At 42.2% G+C, this 17268-nt stretch carries 15 protein-coding genes and 1 pseudogene; 6 read left to right on the top strand and 10 right to left on the bottom strand.

The window, feature by feature from the left end; genetic code table 11:
- The first annotated feature begins 54 nt into the window (after nt 1–54).
- The 3 genes from MJO53_RS00485 to MJO53_RS00475 all read left to right on the top strand — a co-directional run bounded on the left by MJO53_RS00485 (nt 55) and on the right by MJO53_RS00475 (nt 2843).
- Nucleotides 55–747, top strand: coding sequence for a DUF4331 family protein (locus MJO53_RS00485; RefSeq protein WP_252080012.1), 693 nt, complete (start codon nt 55–57; stop codon nt 745–747).
- 19 nt (nt 748–766) lie between these two features.
- Nucleotides 767–1483: a hypothetical protein gene (locus tag MJO53_RS00480; RefSeq protein WP_252080011.1), complete on the top strand. Its 717-nt coding sequence runs from the start codon at nt 767–769 to the stop codon at nt 1481–1483.
- A gap of 70 nt (nt 1484–1553) precedes the next feature.
- On the top strand, nt 1554–2843 hold the full coding sequence (locus MJO53_RS00475) for a tetratricopeptide repeat protein (protein ID WP_252080010.1): 1290 nt from the start codon (nt 1554–1556) through the stop codon (nt 2841–2843).
- Nucleotides 2844–2936: 93 nt separating this feature from the next.
- Here MJO53_RS00475 and MJO53_RS00470 read toward each other — a convergent pair whose 3' ends face one another.
- Complete coding sequence (locus MJO53_RS00470) at nt 2937–3476, bottom strand: mechanosensitive ion channel family protein (protein ID WP_224836593.1); 540 nt, start codon at nt 3474–3476, stop codon at nt 2937–2939.
- A 70-nt stretch (nt 3477–3546) separates the two neighbouring features.
- Here MJO53_RS00470 and MJO53_RS00465 point away from each other — a divergent pair, with 70 nt between their 5' ends.
- Together MJO53_RS00465 and MJO53_RS00460 are read left to right on the top strand one after the other, a co-directional pair.
- Complete coding sequence (locus MJO53_RS00465; protein WP_224836594.1) at nt 3547–4527, top strand: CorA family divalent cation transporter; 981 nt, start codon at nt 3547–3549, stop codon at nt 4525–4527.
- A gap of 135 nt (nt 4528–4662) precedes the next feature.
- Nucleotides 4663–5310 (top strand): OmpW/AlkL family protein, encoded by a 648-nt coding sequence (locus tag MJO53_RS00460; RefSeq protein ID WP_252080009.1) that lies wholly within the window; start codon nt 4663–4665, stop codon nt 5308–5310.
- 75 nt (nt 5311–5385) lie between these two features.
- Here MJO53_RS00460 and MJO53_RS00455 read toward each other — a convergent pair whose 3' ends face one another.
- The 6 genes from MJO53_RS00455 to MJO53_RS00430 form a co-directional block, all read right to left on the bottom strand.
- Nucleotides 5386–6183 carry an anti-sigma factor gene (locus MJO53_RS00455; RefSeq protein ID WP_252080008.1) on the bottom strand — a complete coding sequence of 266 codons (798 nt, stop codon included), beginning with the start codon at nt 6181–6183 and terminating at the stop codon, nt 5386–5388.
- A 2-nt stretch (nt 6184–6185) separates the two neighbouring features.
- Nucleotides 6186–6713, bottom strand: a complete 528-nt coding sequence (locus tag MJO53_RS00450; protein ID WP_252080007.1) for an RNA polymerase sigma factor — start codon at nt 6711–6713, stop codon at nt 6186–6188.
- A 73-nt stretch (nt 6714–6786) separates the two neighbouring features.
- The gene (locus tag MJO53_RS00445) at nt 6787–7419 is read right to left on the bottom strand and encodes a hypothetical protein (RefSeq protein ID WP_252080006.1); all 633 of its coding nucleotides are present in this window, start codon (nt 7417–7419) and stop codon (nt 6787–6789) included.
- A gap of 103 nt (nt 7420–7522) precedes the next feature.
- Nucleotides 7523–8110 (bottom strand): superoxide dismutase family protein, encoded by a 588-nt coding sequence (locus tag MJO53_RS00440; RefSeq protein ID WP_252080005.1) that lies wholly within the window; start codon nt 8108–8110, stop codon nt 7523–7525.
- A gap of 77 nt (nt 8111–8187) precedes the next feature.
- On the bottom strand, nt 8188–8880 hold the full coding sequence (locus MJO53_RS00435) for a DUF2490 domain-containing protein (RefSeq protein ID WP_224836600.1): 693 nt from the start codon (nt 8878–8880) through the stop codon (nt 8188–8190).
- A 118-nt stretch (nt 8881–8998) separates the two neighbouring features.
- Nucleotides 8999–12208, bottom strand: a complete 3210-nt coding sequence (locus MJO53_RS00430; protein WP_252080004.1) for a VPS10 domain-containing protein — start codon at nt 12206–12208, stop codon at nt 8999–9001.
- 224 nt (nt 12209–12432) lie between these two features.
- On the opposite strand from MJO53_RS00430, the gene MJO53_RS00425 reads away from it, so the two are divergent.
- Nucleotides 12433–13686: an MFS transporter gene (locus tag MJO53_RS00425; protein ID WP_252080003.1), complete on the top strand. Its 1254-nt coding sequence runs from the start codon at nt 12433–12435 to the stop codon at nt 13684–13686.
- Here the strand turns inward: MJO53_RS00425 and MJO53_RS00420 are convergent.
- From MJO53_RS00420 to MJO53_RS00410, 3 genes and pseudogenes are all read right to left on the bottom strand, one after another.
- A complete protein-coding gene (locus MJO53_RS00420) occupies nt 13621–14259 on the bottom strand; it encodes a YdeI/OmpD-associated family protein (protein ID WP_252080002.1) in 639 nt (212 codons plus the stop codon). The genes MJO53_RS00425 and MJO53_RS00420 overlap by 66 nt on opposite strands.
- 1 nt (nt 14260) lies before the next feature.
- A pseudogene (locus MJO53_RS00415) lies at nt 14261–15869 on the bottom strand (M1 family metallopeptidase).
- A 67-nt stretch (nt 15870–15936) separates the two neighbouring features.
- Nucleotides 15937–17268 carry a M28 family peptidase gene (locus MJO53_RS00410; RefSeq protein WP_252080001.1) on the bottom strand — a complete coding sequence of 444 codons (1332 nt, stop codon included), beginning with the start codon at nt 17266–17268 and terminating at the stop codon, nt 15937–15939.

The raw sequence follows: 17268 nt of genomic DNA, 5'->3' as shown, positions 1-17268 counted from the left end.
GCTTCCCGCAAGGTTCCGTAAGTAGGGTTGAACGTAACTTAAAAAACAAGTAACATGAAAAAAACAATGAAATGGCTATTTGGCCTAGGTGTCTTGGTAACCGCTGCAACTATCTTGATTTCCGCGGACCATATTGACGCACCTTCATCTGCAGGAACCAGTGCGGATATTGCCGATTTTTATGCTTTTGAACCAAACGAGGGTTCTGATAACACCGTTTTTGTGGTGGATTTGCAATCCAATGTACTCCCCGATTTAGCTTACGGAACATTTGATGAGAACGTACTTACTGAAATCAATATTGATTTGGATGGTGACCTTGTGGAAGATCAGGTTATTCAGGCCATTGCGCGTGATGGGAGAATGTATTTTTTTGGTCCTACCGCACCTGCACAAACCGGATTGAATAGTGAAGTGTACACCGATGCCGCATTGGGAGACGTGGAAATTTCTTCGAGCACTGCCATTGTGGAGACTACCTCGGATGGTGTTTCCCTTTTCGCAGGACCAAGACAAGACCCTTTCTTTTTCGATTTCTTCCAATTTAATGCGGTGATTTCTCCAGAACTGGATTCTGCTCCGAACGGATTTTTACCTCCAGAGGAGGCTGCCGACACCTTTGATGGCGCCAATACGATGTCCATCATTGTGGAAATTCCCAATAGCATGTTGGGCACGCCAACAGCAACCAATGCTTTGGGACTTTTGGTGTATAAAACTTGGGTCACCACAAACAGAAAACAATAAGAAACTTTAAAACTGTACTATGAGACTAAGACAATCTTTCTATATCACAACTCTTTTGCTGAGCCTTTGCCTGGTTATCGGCTGTAACAATGATGACAACGGAACCTACATGGACGACGACCTTATGATGGATGATGACAATATGGACAGTGTTGACTTTGCGGGGACATTTGCACAGGTGGACCATATTGGCCGCCCAGGAATCAATACCACGCTAAGTTTTGACACGGAAGGCGAGCCAAGTGTAAAGGATGCCCATAACATCACGGTCCCTTCTGAGATGACTGCTGCCTTCCAGGCAGGATTTCAGGCCCGATTGGAGCAATATCATGATGTATACGCCCTTAAACTGGGATTGGACCCTGCCGATGTGGATTACGAAAACAATATTTTGGGACTGGACGCTGCAACGTTGACCACTGTCTTGTCGGCAGATGTTTTGGAGGTCGCTCCAGATTTGCCCACAACCTATTTTAACCCCGGTACAGATCTGGATAACGATGGAAGCATTTTGGTACCGGACGGTGATGAGGTAGCCCTTACAGGGAGACATCCAAACGACGACATTATTGATGTGTCCCTGATCTTATTTTTCGGAGGAATGCAAGGTGACCGCTTTAGCGGACAGGATTTGGATAATGATGGAATGGCAGATTTGCCAAGACTGACTTCGGACGGTGTGGGGCTAACAGCTAGTATATCGAATACCTTTCCTTATTTGGGAGCACCAGAATAATTGCTATGAAAGAGAAGGGGAGGGGAAAGTTCTTTCTTCTCCCTTTTGTAATAAAAACAACAACAATAAGATGAAAACAATAAAATTTCACACCATTTTAATGCCGATGATACTGTTTTTGGTATCATGTCAGCAACAAGAAACAGAATTCAAGACCAATAGGCAGGATTATGATATATATCTGGCCGCTGCACCTGCTAAGGCTACCTCAAAGTACTTTCAGCTTTGGGACGATAAAATTAAATCGGATAGTGTACAATTGCTCAGTTTGGGGAACGTGGCAAGTGAGTATAACCGATTTTTTAGTGGGACTGGTAATATTCAGTATTTAAAGGACGCGGAACGATCCCTAAAAAAGGCAGTGGAAATTGCTGCCGTTGGTAAGGCGGGATACCTCCGGGCGTTGGCCAGAAATTACATCTCGCAGCACCGGTTTAGGGAGGCCCTGGAGTTAGCGGAAAAAGCCCAGAGCTTTGGTAGTGGTGTAAATGAGACCCAAAGCCTTCTATTTGATCTTCATATGGAATTGGGGAATTATGATCTCGCCAATCAATACTTGGATAGCATTCAGAATATGTCCGACTTTGGTTATCTGATACGAGTGGCCAAATGGAACGATTACAAAGGAGATTTGGATATTGCGATCCAGTTTATGGAAAAGGCCACAGCCCGAGCAGAATCCTCCAAAAACAAAGGATTACTATTGTGGTCCTATACCAACTTGGGTGACTTTTACGGTCATGCTGGAAGAATCGAGGAGTCCTATAACCGTTATCTACGTGCATTGCACATTGATCCCCAGAATGCGTATGCAAAAAAAAGTATTGCATGGATTGTTTACTCCCATGAAAGAAATGGTAGGGAAGCCCTGCGCATTCTGGATTCCATAATGCAAAAGAACCAATCCCCTGAATATTATTTACTGAAGGCCGAGATTGCCGATTTTATGAACAACGATATGCTTCGGGTGCAAGCCTTGGATGATTATTACAAAATAGTCGGAAACAATCCTCAATATGGCGATATGTACAATGCCTACAATTTAGATTTTTTGTTGGAGATGGATGTGGAGCAAAAAGCCTATAAACTTGCTCAGGAAGAGGTGAACAACAGGCCTACGCCAGAATCTTATGGTTGGCTGGCCTACAGTTTATTGCACATGGGAGAAAAGAAAAAAGCCTTGGAGCTGGTAGAAAAGCATGTAATGGGCGCCACTTTTGAGCCAGCCATTCTTCATCAAGCCGCTGAAGTCTATAAAGCAAATGGGCTGATGGAAAAAGTGAGAGAACTAAAACAGGAATTGTTGGAAGCGGCATATGAGCTTGGTCCCATAAAAGAAGCTCAGATAGCTGGTCTTTAATTTTTATCCTGCAAAGAGCAAGGTTGCAGATCGTTACGATCTCGGCTTGGTTGTTGTTTTTAGGTACGCCGCGGCATTAAGCCGTGGCGCTTTTTATTCTTTCGGCACTATTTCTTTGGTTTCGGCAACCTCTTCATGCAGTATCTCGATACCTTTTTGAATGACCAAATTGGTTGGAATGGTGATTTGTTTACCATCATCGGTCCGCATAAAAAGATAAAACCCACTAATGTCCTCTACCTTTCCGGTCCAATCAAAGTCCTTGTCCATTACACGAATTCTATCGCCTAAACGCAGAGGATGGCTAAAAAACAGGATTACGCTGGCCGTTAAATTGGAGAGTATGGACCATTGAGCCACAAATCCCACACCTAAAATTGCCAACACGGACGAGAGAAACAATGAGATGTCTTCCAGATTGACCCCCCAGATAAACGATAGTCCGAGAAAGGCCAAAATAAAGAACAGAATATTGTTGAGGTAGAAAATAACTTTCCTACTGTTCATGTCTATCGAACTCGAACGTCCAAACCGCCTAATGGCATTTTTGTTCAAATAATGGAGCGAGAACACAATAACGAGCAGAATTATGGTGTATAGAAAATCGGTTTTAAAAGTCATTGTATCAATCATGGTGGTACTTTGCAAATTTGAATTAACTTAAGGATCTAAACTACGAATAAACCTTTTCACTTTATATGCCATGAAAACAGATTTTGAAGAAAATTCATGGGTAATAAATTACTCACCGGACAATTACTACAACAGAAAATTTACGATCACCGATGATTCAGTGCTATCCAAGGGAGATAAGTCTATAACTTGGATAAATACTTACGGTTTGCAGTATATGGATGAATTCCGCCAGATGGTAAACGGGAACAATCTCGATGATTTCTTGTTACGCCTTCTGTTGAACCAGAAAATGGGGAACAAGGTCATTGAGCTGGAAGACCAATTGTTCATTGCGGCCAGAATCCTAAAAACCGAACACGATAGTATGGAATCCGAACAAATGTACTTTGTGGTATCCAAGGATTTTGTGTGGTGCATACAGGAAAAATGGGGAGATCATTTTGATTGGATCAGGCAACGTATATTTGAAAATAAGGGCATTATCCGTAAAAAACGAGCAGATTATCTTTTGTTTTTTATACTGGAAACCTTGATAGCGAACTATAAGGAAAAGTATGAAGAGACCGTACTGATGGAAAATGCGTTGGAAGCCATCGTAAAACAGGAACCAACACCGGAATTTATGTTTGAGGTAGAACAAAAAAAAGCTATTATTCAAGATTTTAAAAAAGCGTCTCACGGCCTTAGGGACATAATTATTAAACTGGAGAGGGTAGAGGTAAAAGGATTTCAGACCAAATATTTTAGTGAACTTCGAGAGCAGATCAGTGGGCTGATCATGGACATCGATTCGGATATAATGGAACTTGAGAGCCAGATAAATCTTTTTTTTAGTATGCAGGGCCACCGTTTGAACGAAGTAATGAAAACCTTGACCATTTTCTCTGTGGTTTTTATTCCACTCACATTTTTGGCGGGCATTTATGGGATGAATTTTGATAACATGCCAGAACTTCGGCTTGCCAATGGGTACTTTATTTTGTTGGGGGTTATGCTGATCGTTGTATTGGTCACCATCATAATTTTTAAACGAAAAAAATGGTTTTAGCCCTCTAAAGCCGATGTTCTGTTACATATTTTTCTTTTTTGATAGGGTATATGGATTTTTTATTCAATGATAAACATCATATTCCCGCAGGGAGTGTCACACTAGTTTTGCTTCATCAATTAAAATTAACACACGATGAAAAAAAGAATACTAGCAGCTGTGGTCGCTTTAATGGGATTGGGCAATTTGGTAATTGCACAGGACGCCCCTGTGGATGATAGCAGTAAATGGCAGTTTAGATTAAGAGGTATTGTGGTAACTCCCGATGAGAGCGCGGATATAGAGGCCATAGGCGGAGATGTGGATATTTCGACCACTGTTGTACCAGAATTTGACATAAGTTATTTTTTTGATGATAATTGGTCCTTGGAATTGATTTTGGCCACGGCCAAACACGATGTGGAAGCCATTGGGACCGCCGCGGGAGATATTGATCTGGGGCATGTTTGGTTGTTGCCTCCAACATTGACCGCTCAGTACCATTTTACAGGAGGCAATCTTGTTCCGTATTTGGGCGCTGGTCCAAATTTGACCTTGTTCTATGGTGTTGATGAAGGACCCATTGCAGATGATGTGGATTACGATACAGCTGTTGGCTTTGCCCTACAAGGAGGTTTCGATTTTATGCTCAACGATAAATGGTTTTTGAACTTCGATGTTAAAAAACTGTTCTTGAACACTACGGCAACCGTAAATGCGACCACAGCTTTGGGTGCCACGGTAGAGGCCGATGTGGATATAAACCCATGGATTTTTGGAGTGGGCGTAGGTATAAAACTTTAATATTCGATTGTTTTTTTAGGTAATCTAAGTTTTGAAGGCAGTTCGGTTTATGCTGGGCTGCCTTCTTTTTTATGTTTAGACACCAACCGCACCCAAGGTGTACAATTGCTCCAGCGTTGGTGTCTCGCTTCCGCCCTCAGGTTCCAAGGTGATGCCAAAGGCTTCAGATTCGTTGGAATTTTCCAAGGTAAAGAGTTTATTGTCCTGCGATGCAAAATCATCCAATAGGCCTAGGCTGGTGGGGGTAAGTGGGTCCAATTTTAATGACCAAACTTGGTAGGTGAATCCCTCAGGAGGTTCGGGAAGCCCTTGGGCATCGATAATAACTTTCTGTTCTTCCTTGTTCCAATAAGCTTTCGCATAGGAGGAAGGAGAGATGGTTTGCCCACCAAGGGCAATTACGGAAACATCTTTATCCCTGATTTCTTGCAACAGCATTTCCTTTGAGGTGATTTCCGCTTGGGTATCGGATAAGATATCTTCCAGACTTTGCTTTTCTTGGTTGGTAAGCTCAATTTGGTTCTTGAGCTTGTTGTTTTCCGTGTACAACCAGAACAGCCCTACGGCCAATAATACCGATGCTGCCCAGCCCAAGTAGCTGCCCCAAGTAGTTCCACTACTTTTGGAAGCTTCTGGAGTAAACGGAATAACATCGTCTATTTCTTCCTTTATCTTGGCAAAACCGTTTTCCGGCATTTTGGGCGAAGCGGCTTCCGTTAGCTGTAGAACAGCATTTTCGATTGCCTCGATTTCCTTTTGTATTTGGGGGTACTGAAGCGCATAGTGCTGCACCTCAAGAATTTCTTCAGGTGACAGGGCCCCAGCTACGTAGAGTTCCAAAATTCCAGATGCTATGTAAGCTTTCACATCCATGCTTATGCCATATTTTTTCTAATGCTCGAAATACAGCTTCTTATTCGTGTCTTTATAGTGCCAATTGGCGTATTCAGCTCTTTGGCGGCTTCTTTTTGGGTGTATCCCTTAAAGTAAAGCATATCTATCAACAAAATACATTTTTCCTTCAATCCTTTTAGGAGAGACTGAAGTCCGATAGTATCCATTTTACTGTTCAGATCCTCACTGTTTTCAAAAATACCTACGAGAGAATCAACAGCAAGGTTCTTTTTTTGGTTTTTATGGCTTTTTGAACGCACTTCGTCGATGGCGGCATTCCTTGCGATATTCAGTAACCAGGTGAAAAATCGACCTTTCGAAGCATCGTACTGATCTGATTTTTCCCAGACCTTCACAAAAACATCCTGACAGATTTCTTGGGAGCGTTCCGCATCCTTCAAGATTACATTAATAACACCACATATGTTTTCCGCATACATATGGTACAAGGTTTCAAAGGCAGCGCTATCCTTTTTTTGAAATTGTTGTATGAGGTTGTCCAAGTTCATTGAAGTGGCTAAATATATAAAAAAAGAGCTGCAACATGCAGCTCTTTTATTATTTTTTAGTCTCGGAAGACTTCTATTTTTGCTCCAACAATACCGATGCATTGATGGCAACCTCCTCCCAAGTTTTACTTACACCATCCGGGCCAGTGTGCAAAATTTCGCATGCTTCGTGCAAAGAGGCCAGGGCATTAAGGGCATCCCATTGCTTTAGGTCCATTACTCCGGAAAAATTCACCTGGTTATCGTCCATAATTTCGTATTCCATGGGCAAATCGGTAGTAACTCCGTTCATGCTAAGTTTAACCGAGCAACTTTTATCTTCGGAAAACATAAAGGTTCCGGTAATAGTTTGGGTCTCTGCCATTTTTTCAAAAAAGAATTCGATGATTTTTGGGTCTCGAACTTCCGTTGGGTCATTGGTGAAAAGACTGCTTACCGGGATGGAAAACTCAAGTCCGTTCAAGGTTTCCATTGGTGTTTCGCCAGCTGAATACTTTAATTCTACCTCTTTGAATGTTCCTCCAACAGGAACTTTGTCGGTAGTTTTGTAAGCGGTGAAATTTACACTGGTGGAATCCTGCACAATACTGTAGGCCGATGCCATTTCTTCAGTTTGCTCTTCGGGTTTTTCCTCTTTTTTGTTTTGCTTACAGCTAAATGCGGTAATGAAAAGAATGCTCAATGCTGCAATCTGTATTTTTTTCATTTTGGAAGTTTTAATTTTCTACTAAGTTATGGATTATTAAAGGGGCTGTCAATAAAAAAGCTGCCCATTGGACAGCTTTTTGTTTTTTAACGTTTTATAGAACTTACTGGATGATGCCTGTACAAGCAATTCTGGCACCTGCGGCACCTGATGGTTGAGAGGTAAGGTCATCAGCACCTTGGTGCACTATAACAGCCTTTCCCAAAATATTTTTAGTATCGTCATCACAGCCAATACACCATTCATCTGTAGAAAACTCCATTGTGGCTGTACCGTCGGCGTTGGCTGTAAAATTACCGATATCTCCTTTGTGGTACCCCTCTTCGGAACCCCATTCTCCATGTGGTTGAAAAGTTGGGTTCCAGTGTCCTCCGGTGGATTTGCCGTCAGGCGAGGAGCAATCTGCCTTTTCGTGCAAGTGTATGGCATGTTCACCTTCATTTAATCCAGTAAAGGTGGCCCTCATAATTACCTCATTACTGTTTTCTGTAAAAACAACTTCGCCATTTACATTGCTATCACTCTTGGGTTCCATGGTAAAGGTGATTACTTCGGGATCTAGGGTTTCAACTACCTGATCAATGGTCTCTTCTACCTCCACTGATGTTTCTGTGGCCTCTTTTTTTGCTTGTTTACAGCTAAAAGCAGCTATAAATACTAATGTTAAGACAGTTATTTGTACTTTTTTCATTAAAACAATCGTTTTTTAGGTTAGCCTTTAATTTAGGCATTAAAAGTACTGTTGTCAAACATTTAGCAATCGAATTTTTATGGCTTCTTTTTTTTGAACAGACCTCTAAGATCTGGATTATAAAAAACTGCGAACTGTAACCGATCGTAAACGGCATTTTGGAACTGGTTTCTTAAATACCCTATTTGGATGCTACTGTTTTCCGTAACATTTACCCCTAGCGCTCCATATAATCGATTTTGCCCAAAGAGATCGTCCTGCAGATTGATAAATAGTTCATCATAAAAATTCAGAAAGAAGGTATTGGTCAGTGGCAATGTCATCTGAATGCGATATCGCGCGCGATGTTGGGTTTCGGTATAGTCGCCAAAATCCAAAAAGCGCTGCTCTAATCGGTACCGGTGTTCGAACAAGAACTCCCAAACTTTGTTTTTAAGAATAAATTGCTCAAAGATTCGATGTTCCTTGGAGTTGATCTCCCCTTCAAATTCGAAAAAGGAGTTGTCCGTATCTATAAAAGCATAACCTGCGGTTGCAATGGCATTGGGGTCAATGTGATAATTAAGTCCTGTTCTAAGCAACATTTGATTAAAGTTACTGGTGGTTTCATAAAACCTGAACTGTGCTTCGGAATGGATGCTAAAGCGTTCAGAGATTTTATTGGTGCCAAAGTACATGAACCAAGAACCGGTTTCGTCCTCGCCAGGTTGTTGCGCGTTTACATATCCCGATATAAGTATAAAAAATAGGGCTGCTAATTTTCTGATCATTTATTCTTTGTTTAGTTACTATATTCAAAATACCATTGTCGAATGCTTTTTAAATGAGTTCAATAGCGAACCCAGATTTTGTCTAAGCTTGACAACGGTATTTTGAAAACATCAATTTTTAATTAAGGTTAAAGTTTTTGGTTTCTTTAAAAGGGGAAAGGTCCAATGATTCAATGGATGATCTATAAGATTTCCATGGGTCATTAAAGAATGTATTGGTCTTGTCCAATGCCGTTTTTAGTTCTTGTTCTGCGAACTCTATCAACCTTTTTTCGGTCGAAGTAATTCCGGTTTTTCTTGTGCCCACATAATAGGAGGCATTTCCAATTCTTGACATTACGGTTGGCTCGGGATTCCGAACAATACCTTGGCGTTTGTCGTCCTTTCCTAAATACAGGGCGACGATGGAATCTATTTGCTTAACTATTTCTTCGGAAGCTTTGATCTGTTCTTTGAACTTATCCTTGTCCAATTCCTTTAGCTCTTTTTTGAACGAATTGGCCAAATCTTTGCTTTCTACCAACTGTTTTACTGCGTCCGCTGCGGTTTGGGAAAAACCTTCAAGTTTTTTTCCTGTTTCATAAACTTCGTTTACGGAAGCCATATTAACGTCCAATCTAGGATCGGTCTTAACGGTTATCGAGGTCGAATCGGTGGCATCGCCATAGATAACTTTTACTTTGTATGTGCCGGGCTTTACATCGACCCCTCCACGCTCTCGGGTATTTTTTCTGATGGTTCTAGAGGGTCTGTCCGGTCCCTTTTCGTCCAAATTCCAGTAAACCCTGTGGAAACCAGCTTTTTCCGGTGTTTTGTATTTAAGGGTACGGATAAGTCGGTCTCCGTCATAAAATTCGAAGAAAATGGAGTCTTTGGTCTTTTGACCTTTGCTCTCCTCTTTTTTATCTTCCTCATCGGTGTCTTCGTCTTTTTTATCCTTCTGTTTGGCCATTTTACTTCCCTCTTTCAAATAATAGGTGATCATGGCGCCCGACCTTCGGTTTTCTGCATTATAGAGGGCATCGGCTCCAAAACGGCTCCCTGTTGGCTGTTGGTAAGCGGCCAAATAGGCATCGGGGCTTTCGAACAGTTCTATTTCTTTTTGAAGAATTGTGGTATTTCCTGCAATTTCTCTTAAAGGCCGAATATCGTCCAAGACCCATGCGGCCCTACCAAAGGTTCCGATGACCAAATCTTGTTCTCTTGGGTGTATGGCCAAATCTTTGGTGGAAACGGTTGGGAAACCTTTGTTCCATTTTTTCCAGCTGTTTCCGGCATTCAATGAGATGTAAAGCCCATCATCTGTTCCAAGAAACATCAGGTTTGGATTTTTTGGGTCTTCGATTATGGACAAAGCATAGCTTTCCACATCTTTTTCGTCGACTATGCGCGTCCACGTTTTACCATAATCCGTGGTTCTATATGCATAAGGTGTATAGTTGAATCTTCTATAATCGTTGGCCACTAATAATGCCTCTCCTTTATTGTTGTGCGATGCCTTTATCTGCGGAATCCAACTTCCTGTGGGCAGCCCCTTGATATTTTTGGTTACCTCGGTCCAAGTTTCGCCTCCGTTTAGTGTGTAATGTACACGTCCATCGTCCGTACCCACCCATAACATGTTACGTTCCACTGGAGATGGTTCTATCACAAGAATGGTACAATGATTTTCCGCACCGGTAGCATCCATGGTCAGACCACCACTTTCACTTTGTTTTTGTTTTTCTTTGTCATTAGTGGTCAGATCGGGCGAAATTACTTCCCAGGTCAACCCCTTATCCGAGGATTTGTGAACAAACTGACTTCCAAAGTAAACGGTACCGTTATCAAAAGGGTCTTGACCAATAGCTGCGTTCCAATTAAATCGGAGCATGGTATCGGCATCCGGTGAGGTCGGGCGAACAATGTAGCTGTTGCCCGTTTTCCAGTCATAACGCCTTACATTGCCTTGTTGGCTCATGGCATAACCGAACTGGCTGTTGTCCTTGTCCGGAACTACATCAAATCCATCGCCAAAAGCAATTTCTTGCCAGTAGCTGTTTCTTATGCCCTGGGATTTCCAAACATAGGCAGGTCCTCTCCAAGAACCGTTGTCCTGCATTCCCCCGTATACATTGTAGGGGTATTCGTTGTCCGTACTAATATGATAGAATTGTGCAACAGGTAAATTACCAATAAATCGCCAAGATTCGCCTCCATTTTTTGTGATATTCAATCCGCCATCGTTGCCATCCAACATGAATTGGCCATTTTCTGGGTGGATCCACCAGGCATGGTGATCGGGGTGTATTCCATTGTTTGCGCCATAGGCGGGCATTAACTGTTTAAAATTTTTGCCTCCATCTTCCGAAACGTTCACATAAGTAAAAACCGAATATACCCTGTTTTCGTTTTGAGGGTCTACATAAATTTCTGAATAATAGAAAGGACGGTTACCGATATCGCTCTTATCGTTGATCTTGGCCCATGTAAAACCTCCATCCGTAGATTTGTACAATGCATTTTTTTTGGCCTCTACCAAAGCATAGACAATATTGGGCTTGTTTCTGGCGATAGCTACGCCTATTCTTCCCAAATTTCCTTTGGGCAATCCATCTTCCGAAGTTATTTTTTTCCAAGTTTCACCACCATCGTGTGTGATATGTAGCCCGCTTCCTTCGCCTCCGGAGTTAAAGAACCAAGGTTCTCTTTTGTGCTCCCACATGGCTGCTATAATCTTATTTGGATTGGTGGGGTCCATTACCATATCTGCGACCCCGGTCTTGTTGTTAACGAACAAAATCTTGTTCCAAGTTTTTCCGCCATCCGTTGTTTTAAAAACTCCGCGTTCCGGATGTTCGCCCCAAGGTGAGCCAATGGCGCCCACATAAACCACATTGGGATCGGTGGGATCTATAATTACTCGATGTATATGTCTTGTTTTTTCCAATCCCATCGATTTCCACGATTTTCCACCATCAAGGGATTTATAAATGCCATATCCGCCATTTAAGCTGTTACGTGGGTTACCTTCTCCGGTTCCCACCCAGATTACGGATGGATTGGATTGTTGTATGGCAACTGCACCTATGGAGGCGGTTACCTGGTCATCAAAAATGGGTTCCCATTTGATTCCCCCAGAAGTGGATTTCCACAATCCCCCGGAGGCGGTTCCTACGTACATCACTTCTGGATCGTCGTGGACCACATCAATCGCTGTTACACGTCCGCTCATTCCTGCTGGACCAATATTTCTTGGTTTCATGTCCTGAACTAGGTCCATGTTAAATTCTTGTGCCGTAAGACCTACGGTAAGTAGAAATGCAAAAAATGCAATAAACTTTTTCATTGGTGTTGTCTGATGTTTTGAGTTTAGTTAAGACCATATTGCAACCGCTCCTAAACTTGGAAGGTTATTTTTTGGTCGCCTAAAGATACCAAAAACCCTCCCCGGATTTCTTAAAGGGATGTTAACAGAATTTTTGTTCCACCTACTTTTAAAAGGTGCCCGTTGCTTGAAATGATTTTTGGGTTTCTCCTGTTTTTTGCTGACTTTTAACAAAATCAATTTTTTTGAAAGAAGCAAAACCAAGTTGGTTCTATTTGATATTGTTGATACTTTCGGGGGAAGCCATTTTTATCCTTCCCTTTGTTTTGCCGCGGGTATTTAGGCCTACGGTATTGGATGTTTTGGGGTTGGACAATGTGCAACTGGGCCTTTGTTTTTCGGTATATGGCTTGGTCGCCATGGTTTCGTATATTTTTGGAGGACCATTGGCCGATAAGTACCAACCTCGAAAATTAATAGCCATTGCTTTATGGATGACAGCGGCTGGAGGATTCCTTTATGCCCAATACCCATCTTTTTGGTTATTGCAGATGCTATATGGTTGGTGGGGATTCACTACAATTTTTTTGTTTTGGGCGCCTATGATCAAGGCTGCTAGAATTTGGGGCGGGCGTAACGCTCAAGGTAAGGCATTTGGGTTCTTGGACGGGGGACGGGGTCTCACGGGAGCTTTCTTCAGTTTATTGGGGGTGCTCATTTTTTCGTTTTTTTTGACAGAATCACCGGATACGGCAGGTCTTCAGGATAGAAGAGAGGCATTTACCTATGTAATTTATACCTCTTCGGTAATTATAATTTTAGTTGGTGTCCTTGTTTGGTTTTTTATGAAATCCGATGCAATCGATGAAAAGGCGGTTTTGGATCGTATTTCTTGGAATCATATGAAACAAGTTTTAAAACTTCATTCGGTTTGGCTGTTGATGGTCATTATCCTGTGTGGATATGTAGCGTATAAAATCACGGATATTATCTCACAATATGCCGAGGAAGTCATGTTGTACAATCAAGTCGATGCCGCAAAAGTGGGAACTTTGCTACAATTTTTAAGGCCAACAACAGGTATTATTTTTGGCTTGATCGCAGATAGGCTAAAGATCACATGGCTTTTGGTTATAAGTTTTGGTCTAACGCTGATCGGGGGATTGATTTTCGCAAGTGGCATTATTGCACCGACCACAACAGTTTTGTTCTTTATGTCCGTAGTGGTAATTGCAGCTGGAGTTTATGCCACTCGTGCATTATATTTTGGTGTAATGCATGTTGGTAAAATTCCCTTGACCTTGACGGGCACGGCAGTAGGTCTCATTTCTTTGGTAGGTTATACCCCTGATGTATTTGCAGGTCCGGCCTATGGGATACTATTGGATGCCCACCCCGGGGAGGAACTGGGGCATCAAAATGTTTTTTGGATGCTAAGTGCATTTGCTTTTGTCGGAGGAGTGGCCGCCTTTATCTACCGAAAAAAATATGGAAGGTAATCTCCAGTTTCTATACTTTATGTTTTGTTCCGATAGCGATATGATCTCCTTGACTCTTTTTTGGCGGGTTTCATCACGTTTGGCTTGTTTTAGCCAATACAGATATCCTTTTTTTTGACTTTTGGTGAAATTTTTAAAATTCTCAAAAGCAGTTTGGTTCTTATCAAAAGCCTTTTGCAGTATGTCTGGAATTACGCCATTTTCCACATCGTCCAGCGCTGTCCATGAGCCGTTCGCTTTGGCAATATCGATGGTGGCCAATCCACTTTGGTGCATTAACCCATCGGACTTTAACTCCTCAATATAAGCCTTGTTCAATGTACTCCAAGTGGTATTAGGTTTTCTGGGGCTAAAGTATTGTTTGCGCTTACCGTTCCCCAGACTTTTTACGGTACTATCGATCCAACCAAAACAGAGGGCCACTTTAACGGCTTCTTCCCATCGCATACTTTCTTTACTGTGGTCAACAGAATAGAATATCAAGTGAATACCAGTGTATTCTTTATGGTTCTCGTGCAGCCATTCCCGCCACTCAACATCGTTTTTAAAATAGAATTCGGGATACTTGCTCAAATCAAATTTTATTGGTCTTTATATAAAAGTTTTTGTCAATGATCACTTCGTTGCCATCCAGTTGCTCGGATTTCCATTCTTTAGAAGGGAACAGCCATGTTTCCGACCCGTTCACAAAAGCTTTTACAGGCATATCAAAATCATCCACGATATCCACATATCGGTAGGTAATGGAGCCGTTTTCAATTTTATATTCCAACTCGGGAATCATGGTTGTTCTCAGGTATTGATTAAAAAAAGCGGATAAGTCTTTCTCGGTTTTTTTGCTCAGATAATTCTCTATTTGGGCCGTTGTAACCGTCTTATGATAAAATTCTTTATTGATTCCGCGTAATATTTGGCGCCATTTGGTATCATCCTCTACCAATTGGCGGAGGGTGTGCAAAATATTGGCCCCTTTATAGTACATATCACCCGAACCTTCCTTGTTCACATCGTATGGTCCAATAATGGGGCGATCGTTTTGGATATTGGCCCGTGTTCCGATCACATATTCTGCAGAAGCCTTTTTGCCAAAATGATAGTCGAGGTAAAGATTTTCCGAGTACGCCGTGAACCCTTCGTGAATCCACATATCTGCAATATCCTTGTAGGTAATGTTGTTGGCAAACCACTCATGTCCTGCCTCGTGTATAATTATAAAATCGAAATGCAGGCCCCAACCAGTGCCGGACAAGTCTCGCCCCAAATACCCATTTTGATATTTGTTGCCGTAGGTCACCGAGCTTTGGTGCTCCATGCCCAGATAGGGGACTTCCACCAACTTAAATCCATCCTCGTAAAAAGGGTAGGGGCCAAACCAGTGTTCAAAGGCTCGGAGCATCATCGGAGTTTGAACAAACTGTTTTTTTGCTTTTTCCAAATTTTCGGGCAATACATAATAATCCAATTGCAGCGTACCATTTTCTCCTTCGTAGGTTTCATCAAAATGGGTATAGTTGCCGATGTTTACGTTGACCCCATAATTGTTGATGGGATTTTTAACCGCCCAATGGTATGTTTTAAAATCGCCATCTTCCGATACATCTTCCAATTGCCCATTGGACACATCCACGAGATGTTTGGGTACGGTAACACTAATGCGCATGCTGTCCACCTCATCGTACATATGATCTTTATTGGGCCACCAAACGCTTGCACCCAGACCTTGGCAGGATGTTGCTACGAACGGATTGCCATTTTCATCTTGTTTCCAAGAAAAACCACCATCCCAAGGTGCCCGGACTGCTTCTCGTGGTCGCCCTGAATATTTGATCTTAATCTCGTTGAACTCTCCCGGCACCTGTTTTTTCTTTAGTTTGATGAAGTGGGCGTTGCCCTCGGTGGTATATTTCAGGTTTTTGCCATCTTGCAAGACCGATTCGATTTGCAATGGTTCTTGAAGGTCGATTTGAAGGGTTTTGGCAGGCTTTAAAACTTTGTACCGCACAATATTGTACCCAGAAATATATTTTTTGGATGGTTCTACCTTGATGTTGAGATCGTAGTAGTTCAAATCCCACCACTCCCTCCGGGGTGATGCTTCCTCTTAGTGTATCTTGCCTTGTAAATTCCTGTGCCGATAAAATGCCCGACACTAAAAGGAAAACGATTAAATAGATTTGTTTCATGATTGTTACTGAATGGTATTAATGGCTAGTTTTAGGTGTAAAAGACCAAGTGATTCAAAAATAAGGCCTACCTAAAAACTTTATTAGGAAAAACCACAGGACTTTCGTGTCCATCTGCACCAATAGCGGCCACACCAAAAAAATAATTGTCTATTACTATACCTTCCAAGGTATGCTCGTCTACATCGCCAACATACCTGTAATTGTCCCAGGTGGGGGATGTTGTATCCCTCCAATAGATTTTATAGCCTTTGGCTCCATCGACCTTACTCCATCTAAGTTTGGCACTGGGTTCTACAATGCCACCGATTTCAACAGTTTTGGGCGATGGCGGTGCCCAAGCAATGGAGGCTAGGTTTATGGCATTTACGGCTGTGAGTTTTTTGGCATATTCAAAATCTACATGCTCCAATACGTCACCGTAGGCGATGCCATTTTCCGTTCTGATATCTTGGTGCTGTTGTGTATAATTTTCATGGGCCTCCATTATGCGAATTCCGGCAAAACCTGCGTCGTTGAAAGGTCTGTGGTGCCCTCCACGACCAAAGCGATCTAAACGATAGATCAACATAGGATTCATTTCTGGCATATAGGTTTTAGTGGTTTTGTACACATACCTGGCCAGTTGGCGCGAGATTCCATCTACCTCCCCGCCATAGAATCGGCGAGCCCTTCGTTCTTGTTCCGTTTCGGTAGGGGGCACGGGTTCCGAGAATATCCTAAAGTCCCTATTGCTCACCACTCCATCTACTCCGGTAATGTTACCGATCATATCATTGTTCAAAATTCCTACAATATCCCATCCGCTTTCTTTGGCATGGGCTGCAAGACCTTTTCCTCCATATAGTCCCTGCTCCTCTCCAGAAAGGCCCACATAAATAATACTGCTTTCGAACGTGTACTTGGACAGTACCCTTGAGGCTTCGATGGTGCCCGCCATTCCACTGGCATTGTCGTTTGCCCCAGGAGAGGTGGATGTGTAATTGTTAGGGTCGCTCACTCGTGAATCGATATCACCGCTCATGATAATGAACCGGTTGGGATATTTAGTGCCTCTTTGGATGGCTACAACGTTAACAATTTCAACATCTTTTACGATTCGTGCATTATCGCCTTTCTTCACAAAGTTTTTTTGATAAAATACCTCTAAGCAATTACCGCAGTTCGAAGAAATTTTATCGAACTCTGATTTTATCCATCTCCTGGCAGCACCAATTCCTGTGGTCCGGGAAACGGTATCGCTCAGGGTATGCCTTGTTCCAAAGTTTACCAAAGTGGTAACATCGCTCTTTATGCGATCTACGGAAACGGAATTTATAATGTCATAAAGTCTAGTGTCGGTTTGTGCATAACTTATGCATGCAAAAAGGAGCAGCGTTGCAAGTAGTTTAGTTTTCAT

This window comes from Flagellimonas marinaquae (assembly GCF_023716465.1).
Taxonomy (GTDB): Bacteria; Bacteroidota; Bacteroidia; order Flavobacteriales; family Flavobacteriaceae; genus Flagellimonas; species Flagellimonas alginolytica.
This window is presented reverse-complemented; position numbering and strand designations above follow the sequence as displayed.

Bases quoted from the DNA above. Each gene is read 5' to 3' on its own strand.
- MJO53_RS00485 (WP_252080012.1), top strand. From the start codon at position 55: ATGAAAAAAACAATGAAATGGCTATTTGGCCTAGGTGTCTTGGTAACC.
- MJO53_RS00480 (WP_252080011.1), top strand. From the start codon at position 767: ATGAGACTAAGACAATCTTTCTATATCACAACTCTTTTGCTGAGCCTT.
- MJO53_RS00475 (WP_252080010.1), top strand. From the start codon at position 1,554: ATGAAAACAATAAAATTTCACACCATTTTAATGCCGATGATACTGTTT.
- MJO53_RS00470 (WP_224836593.1), bottom strand. From the start codon at position 3,476: ATGATTGATACAATGACTTTTAAAACCGATTTTCTATACACCATAATT.
- MJO53_RS00465 (WP_224836594.1), top strand. From the start codon at position 3,547: ATGAAAACAGATTTTGAAGAAAATTCATGGGTAATAAATTACTCACCG.
- MJO53_RS00460 (WP_252080009.1), top strand. From the start codon at position 4,663: ATGAAAAAAAGAATACTAGCAGCTGTGGTCGCTTTAATGGGATTGGGC.
- MJO53_RS00455 (WP_252080008.1), bottom strand. From the start codon at position 6,183: ATGGATGTGAAAGCTTACATAGCATCTGGAATTTTGGAACTCTACGTA.
- MJO53_RS00450 (WP_252080007.1), bottom strand. From the start codon at position 6,713: ATGAACTTGGACAACCTCATACAACAATTTCAAAAAAAGGATAGCGCT.
- MJO53_RS00445 (WP_252080006.1), bottom strand. From the start codon at position 7,419: ATGAAAAAAATACAGATTGCAGCATTGAGCATTCTTTTCATTACCGCA.
- MJO53_RS00440 (WP_252080005.1), bottom strand. From the start codon at position 8,110: ATGAAAAAAGTACAAATAACTGTCTTAACATTAGTATTTATAGCTGCT.
- MJO53_RS00435 (WP_224836600.1), bottom strand. From the start codon at position 8,880: ATGATCAGAAAATTAGCAGCCCTATTTTTTATACTTATATCGGGATAT.
- MJO53_RS00430 (WP_252080004.1), bottom strand. From the start codon at position 12,208: ATGAAAAAGTTTATTGCATTTTTTGCATTTCTACTTACCGTAGGTCTT.
- MJO53_RS00410 (WP_252080001.1), bottom strand. From the start codon at position 17,268: ATGAAAACTAAACTACTTGCAACGCTGCTCCTTTTTGCATGCATAAGT.